We start from the raw sequence: 18,353 nt of genomic DNA on the forward strand, positions 1-18,353 counted from the left end.
CATCAGTTTTTATCATTATAAAAACTGATGGTAAGTGAAGTATTAATTCTTTTTTCTCAGTTTGTTCCTTTGGGTATTCTGATACTCTTTATATTTGGTGAAAAGAGATAAAGATGTTGTATCACCCACTACGAATGTTTCTATCGGGTCATTAAATACACCTGGATACTGATAACATAATATTTTTTCAAAATTTTTAAACAGGTTTAAATCATGTAAGATACCTTCAAAGTCTCTTGGATAAAGTGAAGTATCCGGATTAAAAAGAAATACTTCCTGATCGAACCAGAGGTGTGCGCCTGCATCGTCACAAAATTTTTGTAACATGTTGGCGGCCTGTTCACCGGTTAAATCATTTTCAGGCATTCTGGCAAAACCAAAAGGACATAATATATCGAGGTATTTCAAGAGTTCTGGGTAAGTGTCAGCACCTTTGGGAACTTCCATACTATTGGTTGCCAACATGACCGGCTTACCCGGAGCAATAGAAGTGGTGTAGGATTTAAACTCTTTGAAAAAATGTACCATTTCTTTTTTTCTGAACTGTTGCATCTCTTCGGTAGTTTCCCAATTATCCAGACTACCACCCATTTCTTCCGATACATAGAATCCATAAAAGGAAGGATGGTGCCCGTATTTTTGCCATAACTCTTCAGCAATGCTGATATGCCATTTTAATGATTCAGGAGAGAAGTCGAACCAGGCAAATAAACCGACGCCCATCCAAACATTCATGTCTAAACGATCGGCTTCGGAAAGAATTGCTTCAATGGGATCTTCGGCGGAGATATCCATTCTGCCTGGATATATTGAACTTGGATAAAAAGCTTTACCATCGTAATTCTCAACAGTGAGTGAGTTCTTACCTGCGTATGCATCTTTTCTGAAAACTTCCTGAATAACAATCATATTCATATTTAGCTGGTGCATTCCTTTTATCATTTTTTTCCATTGATCATCAGTAAGTTTTTGAATATCCGGATTCCAGTGTTTTCCTTCAATTTCACTCCAATGATAAATTCCGGCCCAGGCTCCATCAATCGTTTGGGTAGAACGAAACGCTGATTCAACCACTTCCACTTTTTTTTCTGCTTCAAGAGTAGCACCATTCTGATGGGTGAGCTTTAGCTTAACGATATGTTTTCCTAACAGGCTACCTTTCGGAATGATGTGTTTAATTTCAATCGCTTCTGTTGCAGATAAGGATATTTTTTCCTGGTGTATCAATGTTTCTTTTGAAGATGAATAAACAAATAACTCTACCGTCCAATTCTGATTTTTGTCAGAATTGTTTTTAATTCCGGCTCTGATATCAAGGTCAATTTTATTGGTAATCATTCCCGGTGGTATGAGGGTAAGATGAACATCATTATTCAGGTCTGGTTTATTGATTGTGCAACCCATACCCAGCAATAATATCAATGCAGTAATTATTCGCATAAGTTTCATTATGATAGCTATTTTTAGTTTGTTTTAGAAACGGCCAGTTTATATGCTGCTACATTTGCCTTAGTTGCATCCGGATTGGCATAATAAACATAAATGATCGCTTCATTTTCTGCGGATTTGCTTATTGCAACATGTCCATATCTTCCATCGTTTGAAGTAGGTAAAGATTCCGGTGAAGAGAAAATTCTCAACTTTTCGTGTTCATTATCTCCGGGTTTTAAAGAATATCTGCCAGGATCAGATAAGTTGAACAGATTTAATTTCATCGTTCCTGCTGTTGAATAAGACTGTTCCAGCATTGCCATAAATGTTCCTTCTGATAAATTGAATACTTTTGTATCTAACATTCTGTAACCGAAATTTTCATTTGCTACCTGTTGAGCGGGTGTAGTACTACCTGGTTTAAAAATGTGGAAATTGATTCTATGAAGATTTGCCCATGTTTCGAACGGGTCGGAAGGATAACCGTCTTCATTTACCCAACTGATGTAAAGTGTATTGTCTTCAACGGAAGCTCTCTGTATTACCGCATTATACCATCCGTTGCCGGCAGCCGGATAAGTAAAGACTGTTGGTCTGACGTTGACCGGCGTACCATTATTAAACTCCCAGACTGCATATTGCGGAGACTGTTTGACTGCTCCGAAATAATGTGCTGCTGATGCATAAACATAAGAAGTGCCTTGTGTTATATCACCTGTTATGTTTATTCTTTTACCGGTATTATCAGGTAAATCTGTACCAGCAATACTGTTGAGTTTGATAAACGGAACACCGTCGATCTCCGGCCATAAGTCTAACATAAACCCTGCGCCGCCAGAATTCAGACGTCCCATTAGCAGGTGACCATTGTCGTCTGTTTCCAGGTTCCAGGAATAAGACCGTGGATCTGTCCATCCACCCTCGTAGTGGTTGATATTTTTTACGAACTCACCGGTCAGTTTATTATATAATTTGATAGAGGCGGAAGCACTTTTATCAACATTATTGTCTAACATTACCAGATAATCGCCAATTACAGTCATTCCTTTATTTGAACCGGGAAAGTTGAGCTGAAGATCTGTTCCGGATTTATTCCACAGCTCGGTAATAGTGGTTTCAAATTGCGGGAAGACCTGATAAGGTTCAGATACGATTGCTTCAATGATGTATTTCTGCGTAGTACCGTCTTCTGCCTGAATGATGATTTCTTTCGGTGTAGTCAGGTCAAACGTTACTGGTGATGCAGGAGTGATAACAGATTTTTTGTAAGCCTCTATTTCGATAGTAACCTTCGAAATGTCGATAGGCGGTAATCCGACCATTAAAGATTTAGTGGTCAGATAAATAGTATCCTTTAAATCGCTGAAGCTGACATTTAAGGTATCGTTAGTGGCTGATACATTTTTTACAAATGCCACGATACCTTTTATATTTGTATCAGTGTTATAAATATTTTCTTCTGATGTTGCTATATCTTTTTTACAAGCAAAAAAAGCAGTGAATAAAAGAGAAGCATACAGAATACGATTGATTCTTTTCATTTTAGATTATTTTTTCAGCATCCATAATGATTCTTCAAAATCTTTTTGAAGGTTTAAGTTTTGGGTAGTTTCCCAGTAGCTGTTTTTATTTTCGAGTAAAGCCTGTGTACCTACAATCCATGACTGAATCCAACCAGTTAATGTTGACCATGCGCCCCATCCGTTATCAGCATTTGATGCCCAATAGTCCCATCTTCCAAAATCAAAAGCTCTGAACCAGGCGCCATCGAGATCATCATGTTTTTCACTTTTAGACTGAATTCTGATTAAGAAATCTGATAGGTTTTCCAATGCTTTAAAATATGTAGGATTTTTAGTAGCGTGCGCAGCTTCATTTAATCCGAAGAACAAAAAGTTACAGGTATATAACATATCTGCTACCGGGTCGCCATTGATAGCAATGAGTGAAGCTTCATTTTTGCCATATGCATCATTAGATGTTACCAGAATTTTATGTGTATCGGTTTCTGAATTTCCAAGTTCTTCACGAATGGCTCCGAAGGTTTCCTGATATTCCAGTACTTTGGTAACCACTTCGTCTAACCATTTTACATGCTCCGGTGTATTTTCAATTCTAACCAGCCATGCTAATGGTAATACCATTCTTGCTCTTTCCTGTTGAATACCATTTTGGGTTTTCCAGTTATCAGGGTAAGCTTCCATCATCAGCCTGATACCTGTTTTTGCTTTATCCAGTAAAGGCTGATATTTTGTTTTATCGTATAGCCAGAGATAACAAGCCCACATCCATGATTCGAAATGAGGATGCGTATTCACAAAATCGCGATCATAATAATATTGCCAGCCTTTATTCTCAATTTCTGACTGATTCAATGCATTACCCTGAAATCCCTGTTTGCTGGATGTTCTGAAATTTCCTAAGATATTTTCAATGATGAATTTATTCCATCGGTCATTTTTCATATAAGAGGAAGCTCCGATAGCACCCAGAATACATCTGGCATTATCATCATTAAAGAAAGTGCCTGGATGTGTATTTGCCCAACTGATTAAACCGTAAGATGAGCTGTCTTTATGATTTCTGGCATCTCCTCTGAAACCGGAAGTATAGAATAAGTAATCCAGCAATTTTTCAGCGGTTTGAGAGTAGCCTGGTTGATTTAAAGTTTTTCCTGCTGCTGCCAGTAAAAAGGCAGATTCGCCCTGAACGTCTGCACGAATAAAATATCTGTAATCCTGTGTTCCGTCATGGTAGATGGTGGAACCATGTCCTTCCATTATACCACGACTTCCATCGCCCTGTAAGAGGTCTTTGGTAATAGGAGGTCCGAAGTATAGATTAGGGTCACCATTTTTGGGTTGGTATAAATCCATTTTTTCCTGCTCCCACGAGGGGTGAATGAATAGTCTTGCTTTCCATAACCATTCGGTTCCTTTAGCTATTGCTATTTTAGATGCGTTTGCCGGTAATATTTCATTTTTTGCATACATGGGTACGGGATCAGCACTAAAATTTGTGAATCTGAATTTTTCATTTCGGGTAATCCATTTCAAAATTCCTTCCCAGGTATATTTCCATGAGTCTACCGGACCGAAACGGCCGGTTTTAAAATTAGATAGAGATGTAGTTGCAATGAGGGCATTGTCTTTCTGAAACAGTAAAGGATAATAACGGGTACTGTCTAAGCCGAATTGCGCGTGATCGAATCCAGCTATTTTAGCCATTACGAGTAATGGTTTGTTTACATTGATATCAATAAGATGTGCGCCGTTAATTCCCAATATACTCATAGATGGCAATTCTTTTCCGAAGAAATTATTGAATACAACACCACGTTCAAGTTTGTCATAGTGTGTAGTATCTGGTAGCGTATATCCTGGAATGCTGGAAGGGTATTCAAGGAATAATCTTATCTTTTTTTTGTTTGCCAATATATAATCGGCATTTTCAATATTCAGTCTTTTGCCGGGGTATTCCGAAGCTACAATGATCAGGTGTTTACCTTTAGGTACTTCCTGAATAGCCGTTTTTATGTTCTGATAAGTTTTTATCTGATAGCCTTCATTTGATAGTTGAATGTATAAGTCATTCGTTGTAGGGCCACAGAAGTAAAAATCCTGCGATATAGCCTTATTAATACCAACAGTTAATAATATCGCCAGAAGCGTACTGGTCTTCTTCGATAAAGATGTAGAAAGTATGCGCACTAAAGTCATGATGAATTATGTTTTTAATTTCATTTATACAATCCTTAAACAGTTTCTTTAATGATCATATAAAGAATAAATATCTCCGATTTCATTGATTGCACCCGCAAAATATCCGGTATACTGAATATCGTTTTTAAGTTGATTATAAAAGTTATTGGCTTCTCCGTTTCCTGTACTGTTCATTTGTACTATTTTCAAATCGCAGGAATAACCACCGAATTTAGCATTGGAACTACCTCCCGGAAATGCTCCTACAATGTAATTATGTGCTAAAGTAACTCTGCCCGGAATTGGCGGATCATTCGTCAGTGCATCATCGCCGGGGAAGATGTATCCGTACGGGTCAAGTGGTGCATCATAATCCCATGCTACAGGAATTAAACAATAAGAAACCGGTTTGGTGTCTCCTGAAATTCTTTGATTTACCCAATCGAGTAATAAATTTTTTCCCCAGTTATTAGTTCCCATATAAGTAACCGGTGTTTCCCATAATGCATTCGTTTTTCCCTGACATTCTGCACTCCACATATCCTGTACTGCTCTTTTAATGTATGGGTTGATGGCTTCTCCCGGTTGCTGACCAACGCGAACTATTTTATTCCCAATTCTTGAATACATTATTCCCAACTGTGTATTCTGAGCTGTTCCCGTTGCCTGTCTTCCTGAGTAAATATCATATACTCCGATTTCCTGGTTATTAATACTATCGATTAACCACTCTGCAAAATCTCCTATTTCCGTATCTGTAAAGTTCATAGCGGCGGTAGGCATATAATCTTCCAGAACCAGTACCGGAATAACTTTCATACCCATATTTTCAGCGTGGTATTTCCATAGTTTGAAAACAGATTTGGCATCATCAATTTCGAATTGACGGTGGTAGATAACATATAATGATAGCCCGTGATAAGTAAATCTGCATCTGGAAGATGCTCCCCAGATTTGCGCACTGGTGGGTAAGCTGTCAGCAGGTAATCCCGCTGTATGAAACCAATATCCTCTTCCGTTATTTGTTCTTAAATCAATATCAATCCAGTAAGAAATTTCAAAACCACCGTCTTCTAAAAGCGCAGCAGGTGGCAATTTTTCATTCGTTGTTTCTGGCGCTCTTAAAAAAGTATCCTCTTCAAATTGTCGCGAACAGGCTAAAACAAGAAGTATGATTGATAAAAATGATATGGATCTGATGAATTTCATCTCTTATGATTTTTTGAATGATTATTTGTATTTAGCATATACACCTGCAATTTCCAGCATAGCATCTGAGAAATACCCTTTATATTCTTGGTTCGATTTTATTTGCTGATAAAAACTTGGTCTTTCAGGTTTTCCATAGCTGTTTGCTTCAAGAATATGCAGGTCGCATGAATAACCATAAAACTTCTCCATTGCGTTATTCTCTTTATACCACTGAGCAATGTATTGATCGCATAGTTCAATTCTGCCTTTCAATGGCGGGTCGTTGATCAGTGCATCATCACCAGGGCAAACATATCCGAAAGAATCTACCGGTTCATCATAATCCCATGCTACAGGAATTTTATTAAATACCACTCTTTTGTTTTCACCGTTAATTCTTTCCAATATCCATTCTTCTAATAAGAGTCTTCCATATTTATTGGTTCCATGAACTGTTACAGGATGTTCCCAAAGTTCATTGGTGATACCCTGACATTCTGCCGTCCAGGTATCTTCAACACCACCGGCAATATGCTGGTTTATTTTTTCACCCGGCTGCAGGCCTACTCTGATTAATTTATTTCCTACTGCCTGATTGATTGCCGCCATTTGAATGTCCTGAACAGAGCCTTCAGCATGTCTTACGTAAACATCATAGATTCCAAATTCATTGGCATCAATATTTTCTAAGCACCATTTAGTAAACATTATGATTTCCTCATCACTGAAGTTTAGTTTTTCTTCTTTTGCATATGATTGTAAAACAACAGTAGGAACAATGGTTAATCCGTACTGGTTACCATATTTTTTCCATAGGCTGAAAACTTTTTTAGCATCTTCCAATTCAAATTGCCGGTGATAGGTTACATATAATTTGTTTCCGTTGTATGTTGTACTGAGTGCTTTGCATGAGTTTTCTATTTCTGTAGCCGTAGGTAATGAGTCAGGAGACCGGTCATTAATATTTTGCCAGTATCCTCTTCCATTATTGTGTCTGAGGTCTATATCTATCCAGTAAGATCTTTCAAAATCTCCGATGGCCCATGCTTTTCCGAAAGTAGTGCTGGGGCTGTGATCATTACAACCGGTTATTTCGAAACAGGCAATAACAATTAGTAGGTTATAAACAATTTTCATCTCGTTAGTTTTTATATTTTGGTTATTTAGATAATGATTGATAAACTTCGCCAATTTCTTTCATCGCTTCGGAGAAGTATCCTTCGTAGGGCTGATTGTTTCTTATTCTGTCATAAAAAGTCGGGCTTTCGGGTTTACCATAACTATTAGCTTCAAGGATATGAAGATCGCAGGAGAAACCTCCGAACTGTTGGTTGCTGGTTCCTTCAGCATACCATGAAATGATATAATCTTTTGAAAGAATTAACCGGCCGGGGATTGGTGGATCATTTGTTAAAGCGTTGTCTCCGGGAAAAATATAGCTGAACGGGTCTAATGGCTCATCGTAGTCCCATGCTACAGGAATAAGATTCCAGATAATTTTTCTTTTTTCTTCATTTATTCTGGCGTTCACCCAATCTTCCAGTAATTTTCTTCCGTAATTATTAGTGCCTTTATAATATCTGGGAAATTCCCAAAGTTCGTTGGTAATTCCATGGCATTCGGCTGACCATGTATCCTGTACACCGCTGGTGTAATAACTATTCAATCGTTCACCCGGTTGAATACCTACTCTAACCAGATCAATTGGTACGTGTTGTTTTAAAAATTCCAATTGTAAATCCTGTATACTTCCACTAGACTGCCTTACATAAACATCATAGATTCCAAATTCTTTTGAATTGATGTTTGTTTTGCACCATTCGGCCAGTTCAACTAATTCACTATTCGTAAAATTCATTGTTGCGGGGGTCGCATAAGTTTCCAGTACTATTGTGGGAACGATTTCGATATTATACTGGTCACCATAAAGTCTCCAATACTGAAATACAGCTTTTGCTTTGTCTATTTCAAATTGCCGGTGGTAAGTAACATATAACTTATTTCCCCGATAGTCAAGCGCCAGTGCTTTAACAGAATGATTAATTTCCTGTTCTGTAGGAGTGATATCTTCTGCCATAACATCACGGTTAAACCAATAACCTCTGCCGTTGTTATGTCTGACATCAATATCTACCCAGTACGATAATTCGAAGGCTTCATCAATCAGCACTTCTTTATTTTCCGGGAGAATGGAATTATCAAGCAGGGATGATTTATTTTCACATGCTGTATTAAAAAGCAGCAGAAAGAAAAATAAAAAGTATATAGAATTATAAAACTTCATTTTGATTACTTTAAAATTATAAGGTGAGTTCTATTGATCTGGCATAATTGAATTTTGCCTCAGGAGCATCAATTACGCCACCTACTCTAAAGAAGTAAGACCTGCCTTTAATAAGTTTGCTATTGTTTTCTGTGTTTAATTCAATTGTGTAGTACTGATCTTCATTCACGGTTGAACCAACGGGAATTTCAACATAATCCAGATTCACATTTGCACCAACCGCTGCGTCGCCACCTGCATATAATCCTAGTTTCAGCACGTTATCGAAACCTGTTTGTTGTACTTTAAACAATGCTCTGATTTTAGTTCCGTTTTTGAAGATGCTTACATTCTTGATTCTTAAAAAAGGGAGCACTTTAAAATCGAGTTTAGTGTCGCCGTTGATATCAACAGTGGCAGTTTCGACGGGTTCAAAGTTTCCTCGTACGGGAGTAATCCTGTAGGTTCCACTGAACAACTGGCTATTGTAATAGCTGCCATCAGCTTTAACTATAATGTATTGGTTAGTTGTAAACCGCCCTTCCTGATATTCGATTTGTGTTCCTCTGATAATATCCTGTTCAATCAATTCACCTGTTTCTTTATCGATAAAAGAGCCATGTAAAGTAGAGGAAGGGATAGTGTAATTGTCGAGTGTACAAGAAAACAATGAACAACTGACAGCAAGGCAACTGAGTGCTTTAAGTATATTATTCATAATAAAGAATCGTTAGTATTGAGGATTTTGTATCAGATTATTAGAACCAATTCCTGGGATATACCTATAGTATTGGCGCATATCGAAAGTGTATCTCCAGCCTCTTGGAACTTCAGTTCGTAAAAAAATGTATTTGGCGGGGGTTACTCTTAAATCAATGACCGGCAAAAGGGCATGAACGATGGTATTATCAAATAAGGTATGGTATTCTCTTCTCCGGATCAGGTCCCAGAATCTTTTATTTTCAAAAGCCAGTTCAATTCTTCTTTCACGATAAACATTTGCAGCAGTCAAAGAAATATTTTGTGTATGCCCTGCTCTTCTTCTGATGGCATTTAAAGCATCTGTTGCCTTAGCCACGGCTCCGTTATCGGTAATTCCGCTTTCTGCAACAGCTTCAGCATAGTTTAGTAACACTTCGGCATATCTGAAATCGATATAATCAGTGAGGCTTTTTGAATAGCCATATACAACGGGTTCCTGTGCATTTAAGAATTTTTTGAATGCGAATCCGGTTCTGGTATAATTACCTCCGTAAGAATCAAAGCCGGAATATTGCGTTCTGTCGGAAGAACCAAAGATGTGGTAAGTTTTACCATCTGTGTGAGTATAAGGGTTACCTGATAAAATCTGGGGAGTACCATCGGGTTTTATAAAACCTGCCTGAATCACTATTTCAGTTTGTTTCCAGTTAGTACCGGGGAGAATAATGCTACCCCACAGGCGTGCATCTTTGTTTTTGAAAATGTCATAAGGATTATCAAAATGATAATAATTTTTACCGGCATCAAAACCTCTGTAGTCTGTAATATCATTAGCAGCGCTTGAAGTTCTGACAGGAGTACTCACGCCTGGTTGGGTATAGGATTCATATAAATCTACCAACTCTAAAGCAGGGTTCATTCTGCCGGGGTGGGGCCATCCGTTACTGGTTTGAGCCGGGTTAAAATAGATGTCATAGTTATGGCCAAAGTCGAGTTTGGTATAACCCTTAATAAAAATAGCTTCTTCTAAAGCAGCATTAGGATCTTCAAAAAGTTTTCTATAGTTTTCTGCTGCTTCTTCAGGCGATGCGGGATTGGGTTTGTACAAAGAGTATTCATTTGAAGACATAATCAATTCACTGGCTTCAATTACTTTTCTGTAGTAATCATTGGCGTACATTTTATCAATACCTACCAGTTTTCTTGAGGCGGCATCTCCTGAAAGAATAGCATTTTCTCCAAATTTTGCTATCGAAGCAGCGTGCAATGCAGCTCTTGATTTTAAAGCTGCAGCAACCCATTTGGTAGCTCGTCTTTCGCCACCGGGCCAGGTTTCAGGCAGGTTCAGGATAGCAATGTCACATTGATTCATCACAAAATCCCAGGATTCTTTTTCCGTACTTCGTGGAACTTTTAAAACTTCTACATCTCCTTCATATTGCTGAACATGATCAATAAGAGGAATGCCGCCATATCTTTTTACTAAAGCGAAGTAAGAATATGCTTTGATAAAAGCGCTTTCACCAATCATTTTTTTCTTTTCATCCTCAGTTATTTTAAGATCAGGAACTGCATTGGAGAAAATGTTTACATCTCTGATTAATTTGTATCCTTTTTCCCACCAGTGATTATTTTCGGGATTATAAAACGCTGAATATTCAGAGTGTGTAGCTTCATCGGTAAAATGGGCCATCACCATATTTTCACCAATCCAGTCGTTGAATCCTCCTCTTAAAAAGTTGAAATCTTCAACGGGTAACTGATAATACAGGTTAGCCATGTAGAGTTTCACACCCTGCGGATCAGAAAACATTGCGTTTCCGTCGAGTTTATCTAATGGTTTTAAATCTAACACCCTGCTGCAGGATGTGGTGATAGACGCTATCGCGATTAGTGGTACTATATATTTTTTATAATTCATTGTCAATCGTTTTAAAAGTTTAGATTGATACCCAGATTAAAACTTTTGGTAAGCGGGTAAGAAAAACCGGCACTGTAGGCTCCTTCAATTTTTTCCGGATCAAAAGGTTTAACAAATGCATCAGCGAAAGTGATCAGGTTGTGCGCGTTGAAATAAACCCGGATACTGTTGAAACCTGCTTTTTGAATTATTTTGTTTGGGATTGTATAACCTAGTTGAATACTTTTTAAACGTAGGTAGGAAGCATCTTTTCTCCATACTTCACTTTCTAAATAATTAGTACCGGCATTGGTTACAAATCTGGTGGCCGGCCATTTTCCGGGAATCCATTCACTACCCGGATCATAAGGATCTGCCTGATGCCATCTGTCAAAGAAATATGCGGGAGTATTCAAACCGAAAGCGAATACTTCTGCATAAACTTCCCTGAAGCGAATGGTATACCGGGCAGCGCCCTGAAATAGTAAGTTAAAATCAAAACCTTTGTAAGAGCCGTTTAAGGTTAAACCATAGTGCATTTTTGGTGTGCCGTTATAAAATAACGGACTCATATCATTATTGTCAATTACACCATCTCCGTTTATATCTTTATATTTAAAATCTCCCGGTCTGATCTGACTGTTTCCGAAGTTACCACCCTGTATAGGAGCGTTTGCAATTTCTTCGTATGATTGAAACTGACCATCTAATGTATAACCCCAAATCACATCATTCCATCTGTATCCGTTTCCTGATCTCCATTTATCGGTATTATTCAAAAAATCTCCACGCTCAATATATTTGTTCATGGTACGCGCATAGTTGAAATTTGCACTTATACCATAATGAAAATCACCAATGCGATTATTATAACCAATACCCAGTTCAATACCTTTCACTCTGTCACTGTTTAAATTCTCGTCAGGTAAAGTTCCTCCAAAGGTGTTGGGTAAACTTACGAGCCGGCGTGCTAATAAACCTTCTCTGTCTCTTTGATAAACGTTTGCTTCGATATTTAAGCGGTTATTGAAAAAGCCTAATTCTAATCCCAAGTTTAAAATAGAAGAGGTAAACCAGGTTAATTTTTCATTTACAATTGAAGGGGAGGAGGCCCCTGTTAGCCAGGTTCCGTTTACAAACTCATATCCGCCTCCGCCTGTTGTAGTAAATCCTTGTACATATTGAAAAGGTTCTCCTGCATCCTCACCTACTTTACCATATGAAGCTTTTAGTTTAAGATTAGATAAGAAGTCTATGGATTTCATAAAATCTTCTTCAGAAATTCGCCACCCCGCTGAAATTACAGGAAAGAATCCCCAACGTCGATCAGGGTGATACCGGTACGAACCGTCATATCTGAATGCGTATTCCAGCATATATCTGCTTCTGAAATCGTAAGTGAATCTTCCAATCACTGACTGACTGGCTCTTTGTTCTTCGAAGCCGGCAGTTACCTGATTATTTAAACCCGCCTGATTGATCTGATCATTGGTATAAAAGTCATATTCTCTGCCGAGGGAAGAATACCGGCTGAGGAATGTATTCTGTTCATAAACGACCGTGGCACCAAACTGATGGTTTTTATAGTTTGTATTATATATCAGATGCGATTGAAGAATAACAGCATCTGAATTGAAGTTTGCATTTGAAATTTTTGAAGGGTTGTTCATAATATGTCCGATATATGGATCATTTTGCGCCGGGTCATAGGTATAAAGCCTGTAAGATTTTTGCAGGGTTTTATTCATGCTTTGATTATTCATGTATCCCGCTCTTCCTTTTAATATTAACCCTTTGATATAAGGAACAGTGAAAGTTAATGTGCCGTATGCGTTAAACTCTTTCCCTTTATCTTCAAGGTATCCGCTGATATCACTTATTGAAGAAGAGATAGGGTTGATATATTGCTGAAGGGCCAGATATTCAGGATTACCGTTGGCGTAGGCTTCTGCATAAGGAAGAGCTGTTCTTGTTCCATTAAAAATATTATAAAAACCTGCGCTGGGCATATTCTTCGTATCGAACCTTCCGGCGAGATTAACTTCTGCTTTCCAGTTTTTATGTAATTGAACCTCGATATTATTTCTGAAATTATATTTCTTATAATTCAGGTCACCTGATTTTAATAAACCCTGCTCACTTACATATCCCATACTCAGAAAATAGGAGGCCGTTTCGCCGCCACCTCTGATAGAAATATTGTTTTGCGACTGTGTTGAAGCATTTTTCATAGTTAAGCCGTACCAGTCAGTGGTTTCTCCGTTTATATGAGCTTCCAGCTGTTCTTTGGTGAAATAGGGAATACCGCTGACGTTTATGTCAGCCTCATTTCTAAGAATAGCCCACTGAGCACGGTCTGCCATTGCCGGCATATCTGTTGGTTTTTGAGTACCGATCACTCCCTGATAATTGAAGGTTGGTTTTCCTTTTTCACCTTTTTTGGTTGTAACAATAATAACTCCATTGGCCGCTCTTAAACCGTACACCGCTGCCGACGCATCTTTTACAACAGAAATAGATTCGATATCATTCGGATCGATTCTTTGAAAACTTTGTCCGTTATCATTTTGAGGTATTCCGTCAATTACATACAAAGGATTACCAAACCCTCTGATGTTAATGGAAGTACTGAAATCACCGGGTTCACCCGTATTCTGACGGATCTGTAAACCAGGAATTTTACCCTGTAAGCTTTGTGCAAGGCTGGCATGAGTAGTAGTGGTGATTTCTTTATTATTAATCTGACTGATAGCTCCGGTCAAGTTCGATCTACGCCGGGTTCCGTAACCTACTACGACCACTTCGTCTAAACTGGAAGAAGCGACCAGTTGTACAATAATGTTTCCTGATATGGAAGCCACTACAGATTTCGGATCATATCCAGCCATCGAAATGTGCAGCGTATCTGTTAGTGCCACGTCTGTAATTGAAAAATTACCGAGCTGATCTGCTATAGTAGATTTGTTAGTGTATTTCACAGATATCGTAGCGCCTGATAGCGCCTCGTTTTTTTCATTTACTACTTTACCACTAACAGTAATGCGTTGAGCATGTATCTGTAGAGAAGTAATTGTAGTAACAAAAAGAACAAATCCTATTTTCAGCAATCGTTGGTTTAAATCTTTTTGCATTCTGTTTTTTTTAAAAACAATTAAATAAGTTGATGAACCGGAATGGATTTTAAAATGAATTTTTATGTTGTTTGTATTTCTGTTTTTTTAATCAACCGTGGAAAACAAATGATATAGATGTAACATAAGAGTGGGAGAATAAAAGAAATAGTCCAGTTGAACTGATCAATAAGTATTCCCTGAAAATATGGAATAACGGCACCGCCTACAATCGCCGATGACAATAAGCCAGATGCCTGTGTAGTATGTTTGCCTAAACCAGCAATGGCAGACGAAAAAATAATGGCGAACATTACAGAATTGCAGATGCCTACAGCAACCATTAACCATACGGCTGCATACCCGTCTGATAATAAAGAAAGAGTAATGAGAGTGATAGCAGCAATACTTAAAATGACCAGTACTTTCTGAGCGTTGATGTATTTCAGAATAAGTGCACCTGCTAAACGTCCAACCAGCATGCCCCCCCAATACAGCGCAACATATTTGTTGGCGTCATGTTCCTGAATGTGGACGGTGTCTACAATATAATTGGTTAAAAATGTGCCAATAGAAACTTCTGCCCCTACGTACATAAAAATTCCCAGCATACCAAGTTTGAGATTTTTAAAAGAAAGGGTTTCTTTTAGTAAAACCGGCGTAGTACGTATCGTTTTTTGAATTTTTGGGAGTGAAATAGTGACAAGGATAACAGCTATAATCAGAAGAACAGCTCCTATACCTAAATATGTTGAACTCAGTGTTGAACTATCTTTATCAGAAACTGTAATATTTGAAAGGATGAACTGAGCGCCAAAAAACGGAGCAACAGTTGTTCCAATAGATCCTACCCCTTGTAGCAAAGTTAATCTTGAAGGAGCTGTTTTTGCTGGTCCGAGTAAGGTAATGTACGGATTAGCGGCTACTTGTAATAATACAATTCCTATTGCTAAAACAAATAAAGCTCCCAGAAAAAAGTAGTACTCATGAAAAAGAGAAGCCGGATAAAATAAGAAGGCACCTGTTCCGGCCAATAGAAAACCGATTACCATGCTGTATTTGTAGCCTACTCTTTCAACAAATTTTCCTGCGGGAACAGACATCATTAAATATGTTAAAAAGAAGTAAAACTGAACAAGCGAGGATTCTGCATAAGTAAGGGTAAATCCTTTTTTGAAATAAGGTACTAATGTATCATTCAAACAGGTGATAAATCCCATCATGAAGTATAATACAGCAAGCAGTATCAGTGCCGGAGTATAATTTTTTCCATCATGGGTGTTTTGTTCATGAAGATCAGATACAGCTAAAGCCATCGTTTATGATTTGGGTTAAAATATTTTTTGTTGAGTAACTTCTTTTTCAAGAACAGATTCAAAAGTCTTCCAGATATTCAGAAGTGCTCTTGGAACATGAAAACAGCATTTCCACTTTCCACCTTTCAATGGCAGTAAAACTTCCCCTCTTCTGTTCAGATAAGCGAACCACTCTCCGAATTCCGGGTCTCTGAATTTTTCCCATGAATAATTGTGTAATTTCACAAACCAATTGAAACACCGTGGATCTTTTGTCAATTCATATCCCTTCGCTAATGCCACTAAAGCTTCGAGATGTACCCACCATAATTTTTGATCCCATTCCAGTTGTTGGGGAGGAAAGCCTTTTCTGTCAAGAAAATAAAAAATTCCACCATATTCACTGTCCCAACCGTATTCAATTTCTTTAATAGTTAAATCTACAGCTTTCTGAATAAGAGAAGAATCATTGAGACGTACTCCAAGGTCCATTATAAACCACATTGCTTCAATCGCATGTCCGGGGTTCTGAAGCCTGCCGTCAAAACTGTCAACGAGCTCGCCGTTCAGACCAACGTTTTCTACAATTAATCCCAGTTCGGGTTTATAGAAAATATTCATTACTTCATGAATCACTTCGGGAATGAATGCGTCTACTTTTTGTTTTCCCAGAATCGGTTCCATTTCCAATGCCAGATTGCATAAAATCATTGGAAGTGAAAATCCTTTCATTGGCCTCGTGCCCGGCACTTCTTTATTATAAATACCCTTTGGATTGGCTCTTTTTTCCAGAATTCTCTCAAAAGTCTGTAAAGCAACTGCCCCATAGCCTTTGCCAGGGATATTTTTGTCTAAAGCACTCAATGCCATTGCAGCAAAGCAATCGCTAAAAATACTATATGGTTGAATGAGCGGTCTCCCGTCTCTGGTTAGAGAAAAATACCAGTTTCCTTCCTTGTCTCTGCCATTTTGAAGAATAAATGCTGCCCCCTGCTCTGCCATGTCCAGCCATTCAGAGTTGGGAGAAATTTTTTCATACATGGTAGCAAAGGTCCATACCTCTCTCGCCTGCAGCCACATGAATTTGTCGGTATCGTATACAGAGCCGTCTCTGTTCAGGCAATTATAATATCCCCCATACACTTCGTCCCGGCTATGTTTCATCCAAAACGGCAATACATTATCGAGTAATTCCTGTCGGTAAAGCGAGCTGTATTCGGCTAAAGTTTCAGTAATTTGTTGATTGTTAATCACTTGAATTGTTTAATTAAAATTTTTATAGTTTCAAGACCTAAATTAGTAAAATATTTTATTAAATAAGCCTCAAAAGAAAAAATAATTTATAATATGATACATTTTAGTGGTATTATTTAAGTATGTGTGGTGTATAATCTTATCTTTGTTATATTATTATGTGCAAAAGAGATTAATTAATAAATTATTGAGAATGAGCTCTAATATTTCGAAACTGGACTTTTTGTTAACTCATGAAGAGCAGGGGGGAGTAGCTTTTAAAAATGTTATCAGAAAAAGAGAGATTATAAGTCTTTTAGATCTGACGGAAGAATCAACGATACCGGAAATCGCACAAAGCCTGAATATCAGTGTGCCTACTACTACAGCTATTGTGACTGAACTTTTAGAAGATGGAATTATCGAAGACTGTGGTAAGATTGATTCCATTGCCGGCCGGCCGGCCAGCCATTACGGGTTAGTGAGTGAAGCCTGCTATTTTATTGGAATGGATGTGAGGGATACTTACATTAATATAGGATTACTTGATTTTAAGAAAAATCTTACTTTAAGTGAACTCGAAATTCCTTTTCATCTAGAGAATACAGCTGAAAGTTTAGAGCAGCTGATCGTTATCCTACAAAAATTTATTAACCACCCGCAGGTTGGTAATAAAACCATTTTATCGATTTGTATCAGTTTAACCGGCCGTATCAATATCGACAACGGATATAGTTATAGTTTTTTCCATTTTGACGAAGAACCCCTCGCTAAACATATTGAAAACAGAATTGGTATTAAAGTATTTCTCGAAAATGATTCCAGAGCAATGGCTTATGGAGAGTTTCATAAGGGAGTTGTGAAAAATGAAAAGAATGTTTTATTTGTTAATATAGACTATGGGTTAGGGTTAGGTATACTGATTGACGGCAAGGTATACTATGGCAAATCAGGTTTTAGTGGTGAATTCGGACATATACCTTTGTTCTCTAATGAAATGATTTGTCATTGCGGTAAAAAAGGTTGTCTGGAAACAGAAGCTTCCGGAAGAGCGTTGTTAAGAATGTTTGGTGAGGCTGTAAAAAGTGGGTCTGTTACCGGTATTGTTTCAGCTTCTTCTGAATTAAACACTGTTACCGTACATGATATCATAAAAGGAGCTCAACAGGAAGATGTACTTTCCATTGAATTGATTTCTAAAATTGGTTATCATTTAGGAAGAGGTTTAGCAGTTCTTGTAAATCTGCTGAATCCCGAACTGATCATATTAGGAGGAGCGCTCACTAATACGGGCGATTACTTGTATCTCACTACCAAAATTGCATTAAATAAGTACTCTTTAAGTCTTGTAAACAGCGATTCTAAATTGAGCATTTCCAAACTTAAAGAGAAAGCGGGAATAGTAGGGGCGGCATTAATAGCCCGTAACCGAATTTTATCTTTTTATTAGTCATTCTTTGTTAATGAAACTGAAAAAAGGAGGTTTATACAACTTCGTTCGTTTTTTACCTTTCTAAACGAACGTTA

At 37.8% G+C, this 18,353-nt stretch carries 12 protein-coding genes; 1 reads left to right on the forward strand and 11 read right to left on the reverse strand.

Annotated features, from left to right (window positions below; translation table 11 throughout):
* Positions 1-42: 42 nt before the first annotated feature.
* The 11 genes from D9O48_RS18365 to D9O48_RS18415 form a co-directional block, all read right to left on the reverse strand.
* A complete protein-coding gene (locus D9O48_RS18365; RefSeq protein WP_199750621.1) occupies positions 43-1,440 on the reverse strand; it encodes a DUF4434 domain-containing protein in 1,398 nt (465 codons plus the stop codon).
* Between the two features lie 23 nt (positions 1,441-1,463).
* Positions 1,464-2,972 carry a DUF5018 domain-containing protein gene (locus tag D9O48_RS18370; protein ID WP_126974463.1) on the reverse strand — a complete coding sequence of 503 codons (1,509 nt, stop codon included), beginning with the start codon at positions 2,970-2,972 and terminating at the stop codon, positions 1,464-1,466.
* Between the two features lie 6 nt (positions 2,973-2,978).
* Positions 2,979-5,150 carry a hypothetical protein gene (locus D9O48_RS18375; protein WP_126974464.1) on the reverse strand — a complete coding sequence of 724 codons (2,172 nt, stop codon included), beginning with the start codon at positions 5,148-5,150 and terminating at the stop codon, positions 2,979-2,981.
* 48 nt (positions 5,151-5,198) lie between these two features.
* A complete protein-coding gene (locus D9O48_RS18380) occupies positions 5,199-6,341 on the reverse strand; it encodes a hypothetical protein (protein ID WP_126974465.1) in 1,143 nt (380 codons plus the stop codon).
* Between the two features lie 21 nt (positions 6,342-6,362).
* Complete coding sequence (locus tag D9O48_RS18385) at positions 6,363-7,460, reverse strand: hypothetical protein (RefSeq protein ID WP_126974466.1); 1,098 nt, start codon at positions 7,458-7,460, stop codon at positions 6,363-6,365.
* Between the two features lie 22 nt (positions 7,461-7,482).
* Entirely contained in the window at positions 7,483-8,607 is a 1,125-nt protein-coding gene (locus tag D9O48_RS18390; protein WP_126974467.1) for a hypothetical protein, read from the reverse strand.
* A gap of 16 nt (positions 8,608-8,623) precedes the next feature.
* Positions 8,624-9,304, reverse strand: a complete 681-nt coding sequence (locus D9O48_RS18395) for a DUF3823 domain-containing protein (protein ID WP_126974468.1) — start codon at positions 9,302-9,304, stop codon at positions 8,624-8,626.
* A 12-nt stretch (positions 9,305-9,316) separates the two neighbouring features.
* Positions 9,317-11,209 carry a RagB/SusD family nutrient uptake outer membrane protein gene (locus D9O48_RS18400; protein WP_126974469.1) on the reverse strand — a complete coding sequence of 631 codons (1,893 nt, stop codon included), beginning with the start codon at positions 11,207-11,209 and terminating at the stop codon, positions 9,317-9,319.
* A gap of 11 nt (positions 11,210-11,220) precedes the next feature.
* Positions 11,221-14,319 (reverse strand): SusC/RagA family TonB-linked outer membrane protein, encoded by a 3,099-nt coding sequence (locus D9O48_RS18405; RefSeq protein WP_126974470.1) that lies wholly within the window; start codon positions 14,317-14,319, stop codon positions 11,221-11,223.
* 62 nt (positions 14,320-14,381) lie between these two features.
* The gene (locus D9O48_RS18410) at positions 14,382-15,614 is read right to left on the reverse strand and encodes a sugar MFS transporter (RefSeq protein ID WP_126974471.1); all 1,233 of its coding nucleotides are present in this window, start codon (positions 15,612-15,614) and stop codon (positions 14,382-14,384) included.
* Positions 15,615-15,629: 15 nt separating this feature from the next.
* The gene (locus D9O48_RS18415; protein WP_233589277.1) at positions 15,630-16,847 is read right to left on the reverse strand and encodes an AGE family epimerase/isomerase; all 1,218 of its coding nucleotides are present in this window, start codon (positions 16,845-16,847) and stop codon (positions 15,630-15,632) included.
* A gap of 193 nt (positions 16,848-17,040) precedes the next feature.
* Between D9O48_RS18415 and D9O48_RS18420 the strand changes: the two genes are divergently transcribed.
* The gene (locus D9O48_RS18420; protein WP_126974472.1) at positions 17,041-18,276 is read left to right on the forward strand and encodes an ROK family transcriptional regulator; all 1,236 of its coding nucleotides are present in this window, start codon (positions 17,041-17,043) and stop codon (positions 18,274-18,276) included.
* The last annotated feature ends 77 nt before the right edge of the window (positions 18,277-18,353 follow it).

Source organism: Gynurincola endophyticus (assembly GCF_003991195.1).
In the GTDB taxonomy this organism is placed as follows: domain Bacteria; phylum Bacteroidota; class Bacteroidia; order Chitinophagales; family Chitinophagaceae; genus Gynurincola; species Gynurincola endophyticus.